The 8,395-nt window shown below is 64.6% G+C and carries 6 protein-coding genes; 2 read left to right on the top strand and 4 right to left on the bottom strand.

Annotation, left to right across the window (positions count from 1 at the left end):
- Positions 1-280 (top strand): 4Fe-4S dicluster domain-containing protein (locus tag PQR67_RS32615; protein WP_408466925.1); only part of this gene is annotated, 280 nt, incomplete at its 5' end.
- Between the two features lie 174 nt (positions 281-454).
- Here PQR67_RS32615 and PQR67_RS32610 read toward each other — a convergent pair.
- Positions 455-1,891, bottom strand: coding sequence for a hypothetical protein (locus PQR67_RS32610; protein WP_408466924.1), 1,437 nt, complete (start codon positions 1,889-1,891; stop codon positions 455-457).
- A gap of 300 nt (positions 1,892-2,191) precedes the next feature.
- On the opposite strand from PQR67_RS32610, the gene PQR67_RS32605 reads away from it, so the two are divergent.
- Positions 2,192-2,887 (top strand): TetR/AcrR family transcriptional regulator, encoded by a 696-nt coding sequence (locus PQR67_RS32605; protein ID WP_408466923.1) that lies wholly within the window; start codon positions 2,192-2,194, stop codon positions 2,885-2,887.
- Position 2,888: 1 nt separating this feature from the next.
- Here PQR67_RS32605 and PQR67_RS32600 read toward each other — a convergent pair whose 3' ends face one another.
- The 3 genes from PQR67_RS32600 to PQR67_RS32590 form a co-directional block, all read right to left on the bottom strand.
- Positions 2,889-5,588, bottom strand: a complete 2,700-nt coding sequence (locus tag PQR67_RS32600; RefSeq protein ID WP_408466922.1) for a winged helix-turn-helix domain-containing protein — start codon at positions 5,586-5,588, stop codon at positions 2,889-2,891.
- A 160-nt stretch (positions 5,589-5,748) separates the two neighbouring features.
- The gene (locus tag PQR67_RS32595; protein WP_408466921.1) at positions 5,749-6,810 is read right to left on the bottom strand and encodes an NAD(P)-dependent alcohol dehydrogenase; all 1,062 of its coding nucleotides are present in this window, start codon (positions 6,808-6,810) and stop codon (positions 5,749-5,751) included.
- A gap of 31 nt (positions 6,811-6,841) precedes the next feature.
- Positions 6,842-8,302 carry an acyl-CoA reductase gene (locus PQR67_RS32590; protein WP_408466920.1) on the bottom strand — a complete coding sequence of 487 codons (1,461 nt, stop codon included), beginning with the start codon at positions 8,300-8,302 and terminating at the stop codon, positions 6,842-6,844.
- Positions 8,303-8,395: the final 93 nt, after the last annotated feature.

Here is an 8,395-nt window from a genome sequence, read left to right as displayed (position 1 = left end):
TTCCAATACGAACCACGAGGAAAACCAGCCCGCGCATTTGACGTTGAAGGACGCGAGCGTCCCGGTCGGCATCAATCTCAAGACGTACGCGGGCCCCGAAGCACGCTTTTGCCCAGCGGGCGTGTACGAATTCGTGAAGGACGAAAAGGACGAGGATCGTCTGCAAATCAATGCGCAGAACTGCGTGCACTGCAAGACTTGCGATATCAAGGACCCGACCCAGAACATCGTGTGGGTGACGCCTGAAGGCGGCGGTGGCCCGAACTATCCGAACATGTAAATGAGCCTTTGATCGTCGGTGTTTTTATCCCTTCGAAAGTCGACCCTGTCCGTACTCCAGTTCACGACAGTTCCGGCTACTTTGTCGTGCTGGTGAGCGCTATCGACAAGATCTCCCACGCATGGCGATCGACAGCGCCGCTTCTTTTGACGCGGCGCTGTCAGGCTCGTGCTCTCAGCTTTGCACCTGGTTGAGGAAGTCCATCGCTTCGCGGTGCGAGCTTTCGGAAGCCGCACAGGTGATCTTGTCGTCGCCGCCGTGCTTCTCGCTGTAGCGCTGAATCGGGCCCACGACATACGCGCTCGGTTGACCGCAGGGACAGGGCTCGTCCCAGTGCACGGTGATTTCGTCGCCGGTGATGAAGCCGCCCCAGCGCGAATCGGCGCCAAGATCGAAGAACGCGGCGCGGCCCGTGACGCGTCCGGTGCGTGGCCGCGGACGGCTCGTTTCCGGATCGAGCACGAACGGAATGGCGGTGGGGCTGAAGTGGTAGTGACCGTGCTCGCAGCGTGTATGGGAGGCGACCACTTCGGACATCGAATAGGTTTCGTTCAGGCGTTTTGCTCCCGTAAAGCGCAGGACATCGTCGCGCCAGCCGTCGGGTTGGACGATCCCCTTGGCGCCGCCGGACGTGCTCAGGAACGAGCCTGCATCGAACACGCCTTCGAGACCCTTCGAGAGGCCGGCCTTCGCCATGTTGTGCAGGAGGTTCCAGGTTGCGGACATGTACACGCGTTTGCCTTTGAGCTCGCTTGCCATGCGCTCGAAAAAAGCGGCCAGATGGCGCGGCATGTCGGCTTGCAACTGGTCAAAAGCATGCTTCCTGGCGAGCATCTCGGGGCGGATTTCGAAGCGGTCCAGCGTGCCTTTGGCATGCGCGACGCGTGCCTTGGCGGCGAGGTGCACCACATCGGAGCTGAGTGTCTCCGGGTAGGCCGCATAAAAATGGTTTTCGTCCGGCAGCAGCGTATTGATGAGGTGGCGGTTGGATCGCAGGTAGCTGTAGAAGCCGGCGCGAAAATACGGGTACACCGCATGCAACTCCGGCTGGGGCGTGTCGGGCCCGTCCATATTCCAGACGGCCATGCGGCGGATTTGCAGCAGCTTCTCCCATTCGCGGGTGCCTTGCGGCAGAAACGAAAATGTGCCGGACGTTCCCGAGGTGTGGCTGATGCAAAGTTGCGGCACGATTTTGTCCATCGTGGCGAACCAGTCGTCGAGGCCCCGGCAATGACTGACGTCGGCGGCGAGAACGGCTTCAGCAATTTCAGGCGTGACGAGCCTGGCGATCCATCGGTTGATCAGCGTGAAATTGCACTTGTCGAGCAGCGAGGGCGGATACGACTTGTAGACCGTGTGTTCGAACAGGAGCGGCACGACGTCGTCCAGTTCGTCGATGTGTTCGATGCCTTCTGCGTCCGCGAGCTTCTTGAGCAAGGGGATGCGATCGCGCAACGCGGCGAAGCGCGCTTTCAGGCCGGCCAGTTGCATCGCCTCGACATCGGTGCGCGGCAAATGTTGCCAGCGGTGCCACGAGTGGTTCGCCAGAGCGGCGGGATCGCCGAGCAGAAGACGGGTCTGTTCGTCAATGGACAGCGGTGTCGTTGACATAAGGTATCCTGAATGAAGGACGATGCGCGGGCAGGTTTCGCCGTTTAGTGAGCGGTTTCCCGTCTGCCGCGAATGCGTTGTTGAAGGAACAATCAGTATAGGAACCGGGCCTGGGCATTGCGCTCCGCGTTTCGTCTTGTCGCATCTGAACGCAACCCGTTGATCGGAAGTGGAAATCCGCCGGTGGGGCAGCGGTGCTACGCGCAGATTCTCCATACCTGCATGCCGGTTGCAGCGGCGCGGCGTGGCAGTCAGGGATAGGGCGCATTGCGACCCGACGTTTGGCAGGAGAGCAACGATATGAGCAAACAGGGCGACGCCGGTGCGGCAGACATGCAGGTGATCCGGCTGGCGATACCTTCGGGACTGCGCAAGCATCCGCGGCAGGCGCGCTCGGTCAAACTGGTGGGAACAGTCAAACGCGCAGCCCGCGAGATACTTGAGCAGGACGGCCGCGCGGCGCTTTCCGTGACCGCGCTCGCGCAACGCGCAGGCATCGCGCCGAGTTCGATCTACAAATACTTCCCGACCATGGACGACCTGATCGCCGCGATTTTCGACGACCATCGCGCGGAGTACCGGCAACGCCTGCTGGACAGCATCGCCGCATTACCGCCTGAAAGCACGCTTCATGACGGGCTCGTGCTCGTGCTGGAAATCGGCATCGAGCTTTTGCGGAAATGGTCGCGCATCGATCCCGCCTTCAATGTGAAGGCCGCGCACTACGACGAACTGGTGCGCCTCAACCTCATCAAGCCCGACGCGTTCTGGACGCTCGAAATTACGCCTGCGCTGCTCGCGCGCTTCGCCCACGAAATTTGCGTGCAGGACCCGAAAAAGGCGCAGTTTCTCGTGTTTCAGACGCTAATGGCCCTGCCGCGGGCGGTGGTGCTCGAACGGCCGGACAGTCTTGCCGATCCGCAGACGCCCCGCAGGGTCGCGCGGATGCTATGCGCGCTCCTGACCGGCCGCGCACAGGATGGCGAGCCGCGTTGAATCAGTCGATCAGCTTCTGGGTGCGCGCCCAGACCATCGCATCGTAGCGTCGCGAAACGCCGAGCTTGGCGAAAATATTGCGCAGGTTCCACTTCACCGTTTCGACAGTGATGCTGAGTGCAAGCGCGATGCGTTTGTTCGACATCGCCTGGGCGACGAGGCTCAGGATTTCGATCTCGCGTTGGGTGAGCGCCGCCGTCTGTCCACTGCGTGCGCCGGCACCCTGGCGTGGGGCCGCCGTGCTTTTTACGGGCGCCACGGGCGGCCAGGTCGAGAGCAGATCCTGGGCGAACGCGAGCGCAGGGCCTTGTAGCGGCTGCGCCTGCACCAGCCGGGCGAGTTCGTCGCGTGCCAGCGTGCCTTCGTCGAGGAATGTCCGCACGAGTCCATAGCGGCACCCGTACTGGACGGCGCGGCTGCGCGATGCCATGGCGTCCTCGGCGCGTCCGAGGCTCGCGAGCGCGCGAGCGGCCAGCAGATCGACGAGCGTCAGCAGCCGGCCACGGCCGATCGCGAGCGCGCGCCGGCGCGCCTCCTCCAGCGCCAGCAGCGCACGGGCCGGATCGTTGCCCAGATCTACGCGGGCGTGGGCAAGCGCAGCGGCAATCGGGATCTCGGCCAGAAATCCGCGGCTGTCGGCGTGAGGTTTCGCCAACGCATCGAGCGATTGCAGCAGCGCCTCGGCCGCCGCGCTATTGCCGTGGCGTACGTGGATGCGCACCTGCTCCGCGAGCATGAGCGCGAGGGGCCGTTCGTAGCCGAGACTGCGAAAGCGCGCCGCCTGCTGGCGCAGGAACGCAAGCGCGGTTTCCGCGCCTTCCTGCAACAGATCGAGCCGAGCGCGGCACAGAGACGCGAGCACGGTGACCTCGACACCCGACGATTCCAGCAGGCCATGACGGTTTGCCAGCGTTTCGCGTGCGTCGTCGATCTGATTCAGTTCGTAGCGCGCGTCCGCGAGAAAGGCCGAGCAGACATTGGCGCACACCGAGCGCTCGCCGAACGTGTGGAGCACGCGAGCGTGCAGGCTCGACGCAAGGGGCGCCGCTTCGCGCGCGTCGCCTTCGAGCAGCAGCGAGAGCGCAAGCGTGCTCTGCGCGACGAGCATCATGTCGTTGTTGCGGTCCGTCTCCGGAATGGGCTCGCTTTCCAGCAGTTTGCGCGCATCGGCATGACGTCCGGCGCCCGCGTACGCCATCGTGAGCGCGGAGAGCCTCAGATAGCGCAGAAACGGGTTGCTGGCGGTGTCCGCATCGTGCGATTCGAGCAGGTCAATCGTCCGCTGGGTATCGTCGCGCTGCAGCGCGATGACGGCGCGAACGAGCGGCAGACTGCGCATGAGCGAGGCGCCGGCCTTTTTCTCATCGACGCCAAGCTGTGCGAGCCGCGCCTCGGCGCGCGCCGGATGCAGCGTGAGGGCGATCGCGAGGCAGGCCAGTTGCGCGAGGCGCGGGTGCTCGAATAGCGTCTCGCGTGGCAGCCGTTCCAGCAGGGTGAGCGCGGGCGCCAGATAAGCGAGTGTCCACGTGGCCGGTGCCGCGCGTTCGATGAATCGGGCCGCCAGTGCTACGTCGCCCGCGAGATTCGCGTGGCGCACGGCCTCGGCCAGCAGATCGTTGTCGGAGAGCCAATGGCTCGCGCGCCGGTGCAGCTCGGCGAGCGCGGCCGCGCCGCGCCGCTCGACCCGCGTGGTCAGGAAGTCCGCAAAGAGGCGATGAAAACGGAACCACGAGACGTGCTCGTTGAGCTCGACGTGCTGAAGCGGGAGATTCTCCTGCTCCATGCGTGCGAGCAGTTCCGCCGCAGCCGGGTTGCCGCTGACGAATGCGGCGAGCGGTGCGTTGAAGCGCCGGAAGATCGATACGGTTTCGGCCAGATCGACGAGATCCGGCGGCAGCGCGGCGATCACTTCCTCGCTCAACCAGGTCTGCAGGTCGTTCGAGCGCCAGACGAGATCGCGCAGACGCGTGCGCGCGCCTGGCCGGTTGCGCAACATGATGGCGATAAGCTGCAGGCAAGACGGCCAGCCGCCGGTCAGTTCGTGGACGAGGCTCGCGTCGTCGGCGCTCGCCTTGCCGGCGCCGAGATTGCCTTCGAGGAAGCCGCGCGTTTCGGCGGAGCTGAATGGCAACCGTGCGCTCTCGACTTCCACGACCTGGTCCATCACACGCAGGCGGCCCAGACTGAGCGGCGGCGCGACGCGTGAGGCGATCAGCAGATGCAGGTTCGAGGGGCAGCGTTCGAGGAGACGCTGAACGAGACGGTGGGCGCCGGGGTCCTCGACATGGTGATAGTCGTCGAGAATCAGATACAGCTCGTCGGTCTGCTGCGCGAGGGCGTCGAGGAGGGCCGAGACCGCTTCGTCGACCGAGGTGGCGCTCGCGCGATCGACCGGGAGATCCAGATCGACAGCAATCCCGAGCTTCTGGAGCGCGGCAAAGAAGACGAGGCAGAAGTCCGCGAAGCCCTTGTCGTCGCTAGTGAGCGAAAGCCACGCCACTTTCGCGTGATCCTGAAGGCAGCGCTGGCGCCACTGGGCGAGCAGGGTCGTCTTGCCGTAGCCGGCGCTTCCGGTGATGAGCGCGAGCGCTCGCTGCTGGATCTGCGCGAGTGCATTGAGCAGTTCAGTGCGTGCGACGTGTTGCGCGCCAATGCGCGGCGGTGCGAACCGGGTCTCGATCAGCAGTCTCGTGAATTGCATCGTTTGCAGCATCGCCCCAAATAGATGGCACCAGGCAAGGGCGTGGATCGGCGCGCGTTGGCACGCGCGTATCCGGCCTGCAGCGACTATAGGGCGAACCGGCTGCGTGAATCTCCCCTCATTTGGAGGGGGATGGGCGGTGCGCCCGCTCCGTCCTACTTCAGCCCACCGCCGGTTTGCGCAGCGTCGCCATGTCGATAACGAAGCGATACTTCACGTCGTTCTTCAGCATCCGGCTGAAGGCCTCGTTGATCTCACCCGCCTCGATCCGCTCGCACTCGGGCAGCACCTGATGTTCCGCGCAGAAGTCGAGCAGTTCCTGGGTGGCGCGAATGCCGCCGATCAGCGAGCCGGCCAGGGTGCGGTTGTTGCGGATCAGGAGACCGCCGTGAACCGGCTCGAGCAGGTCGATCGCGCCGACCACGACGAGCTTGCCGTCGCGCCCGAGCAGCATCAGGTACGGATTCGTGTTGTGACGCTGCGGAATCGTGTCGAGGATGAAGTCGAAGGTGTTGGCGGCGGCCTGCATGGCCTGCGCACCGCTCGACAGCAGCACGCGGTGCGCGCCGAGTTTGAGCGCGTCGTCGACCTTGCCCGGCGAGGTCGTGATGACGGTCACTTCCGCGCCGAGCGCGACACCTAGCTTCACGGCGAGGTGGCCCAGCCCGCCGAGTCCCACCACGGCCATCTTCGTGCCCTCGCCCACGCCGTACTTGCGCAGGGGGCTCCAGACGGTGATCCCCGCGCAGAGCAGCGGGGCGGCGAGCAGGGGATCGAGCGTGTCCGGCACGCGTAGCACGAAGTGTTCGCGCACGACAATGTGATCCGCGTAGCCGCCGAGTGTGAGCTCGCCTGACTGGCGATCGCGGCCGTTGTAGGTCGCCGTCGGTCCTTGTGCGCACAGTTGCTCTGCGCCGTCCGCGCAAGGGCTGCATTGCATGCAACTGTCGACGAGGCAGCCCACCGCCACGCGGTCGCCGACCTTGAAGCGCGTGACCCCCGGGCCGGTCGCCGTCACGTGGCCGACGATTTCGTGGCCGGGGACGCAGGGGTAGACGGTGTTGCCCCAGTCGTTGTTGATCTGGTGGGCGTCCGAGTGGCAGACACCGCAAAAGGCGATGTCGATCGCCACGTCGTCGGCGCGCAGGGCGCGCCGCTCGAAGTGCATGGGGGCCAGCGCGCCGTACGCCTCGCGGGCGCCATAGCCGAAACAGGTTGTCATGTCGTGTTCTCGTGAAAGTGGGGAAAAGAGATCAGGCGATCGGCGGCCGTTGCCACGGCCCCGGTGTGACGTCTGGCGTGTTGATCTGATTGGAGATCCACTTGCCCATGCGGCGCAGCGGCTCGATGGCATCCTGCGGCGCGGCCCATTTCATCGCCACCGCATAGCCGAGCGAGACGATGCGCTGCGCGCCGTGCAGCGGCAGCCGGTTCTTGAGTTCGTCCTTGAGCGCTTCCGGGTAGATGCCGACGGTCTGCGTGTAGGCGTCGACAGCGTCCATCACTTCGTCGAGCGAATCGACCGGGACCAGGCTGACGGTGCGGTCGTCGAGCAGCGTCGAGAAGGGCACCGGCTCGGGGATCTTCGACACGATGACAGCGCCTTCGCCGTCCTTGCCGCCGATCACGTGGTACCACTCGTCGTCAAGGCGCAGCGCGTCAACGTGCGCCTTCAGTCCCGGGTCGTAACGCTTCGCCGGCGTGCTCAGACTGTTGGGGAGGTTTTGCAGCGCCTCGTAGACCGCGTGCCCGAAGCCGTCGAGTTTCTCCAGTCCTTCTGCGTCGGTGCCGCATTGCACGTAGACGACTCGTGCATTCACGCAGCCCTTCTGGTTGAGCGCGCCGATGTCGCTCGCAAGACGCGTGGCGGCCTCGTTCACGCCCGTTTCGCTCGCGAAGGTGTCCGCGCCGATGATGCTCGCGCTGCGCTTGGGATCGAGCGAGATCAGTTCGAGGCCGGGCTGGATATACCGGCTTACGTGCTTCATCGAAGCGAAGCCGCCCCATGCGACGATCTTCTCCAGATTGTGCGGTTGATACAGGCGTTCTTCGAAGGCTTCGTCGCCGCCCTTCCAGTAGGCGACGCTCAGGTGCCGCGTGAGCGGATGGTCCGGCGCCATCTCGACCATCGTGCGGGCGATGGCGAGCGCCGTGAAGGGATCGTTCGACGGCGCCTTGATGATCGCATCGCTGCGCAGCACCATGTTACGCAGGATGGTCAGGAGCGAAACCGCCGGCGAGTTGCCGGCGACGATGTGCAGCGCGCGTGAGCCGAAGCAGCGGATTTCAAGCTCGGTGCCGTCGATCAGGCGCTGCTTGACCCATCCCTCGAGATACTTGATGCCGACCGTGCTGTCGACCGCCTCGACGATGGCCTCGCGCGTGAGCATGGTGCGCAAGCCGAGATAGCTCGACTTGACGAGGCTCGGCGTGGTGGGCGCGGTCAGGTACGAGAGTTCGCAGGCCTGTTGCAAATGCGCGTTCGTCGCCAGATCGAGGCGCGCACCGAGCGCGACGGCGAAGTCGAGGATGTCGTCGAAAGACAGTTCGTAAAGATCGGCCAGTTTCGCCGGATTGCCGAGCGGCAGCACATCGAGATAGCGATGGGCATCGGGCGTGAGAAAGACGAGATCGCCGCCTCGGCCGCCGACTTCGATCAGGTTATCCGTGATGACCTCGCCGCGAATGATCATCGGTGCAATGGGCTTGTTCATGTAGGTGATGTGTCCTGTTAGAGAGCGTGCTGTCGATCGAACGAGGCCAGTATAGGTCTGCCAAACGCGGCGTCCGCTCCGGATTCGTGCTCT

The organism is Paraburkholderia fungorum (assembly GCF_046026025.1).
In the GTDB taxonomy this organism is placed as follows: Bacteria; Pseudomonadota; Gammaproteobacteria; order Burkholderiales; family Burkholderiaceae; genus Paraburkholderia; species Paraburkholderia fungorum_E.
Note: the sequence above shows the minus strand (reverse complement) of the source record. Positions and strands in the feature narration are given on the sequence as shown.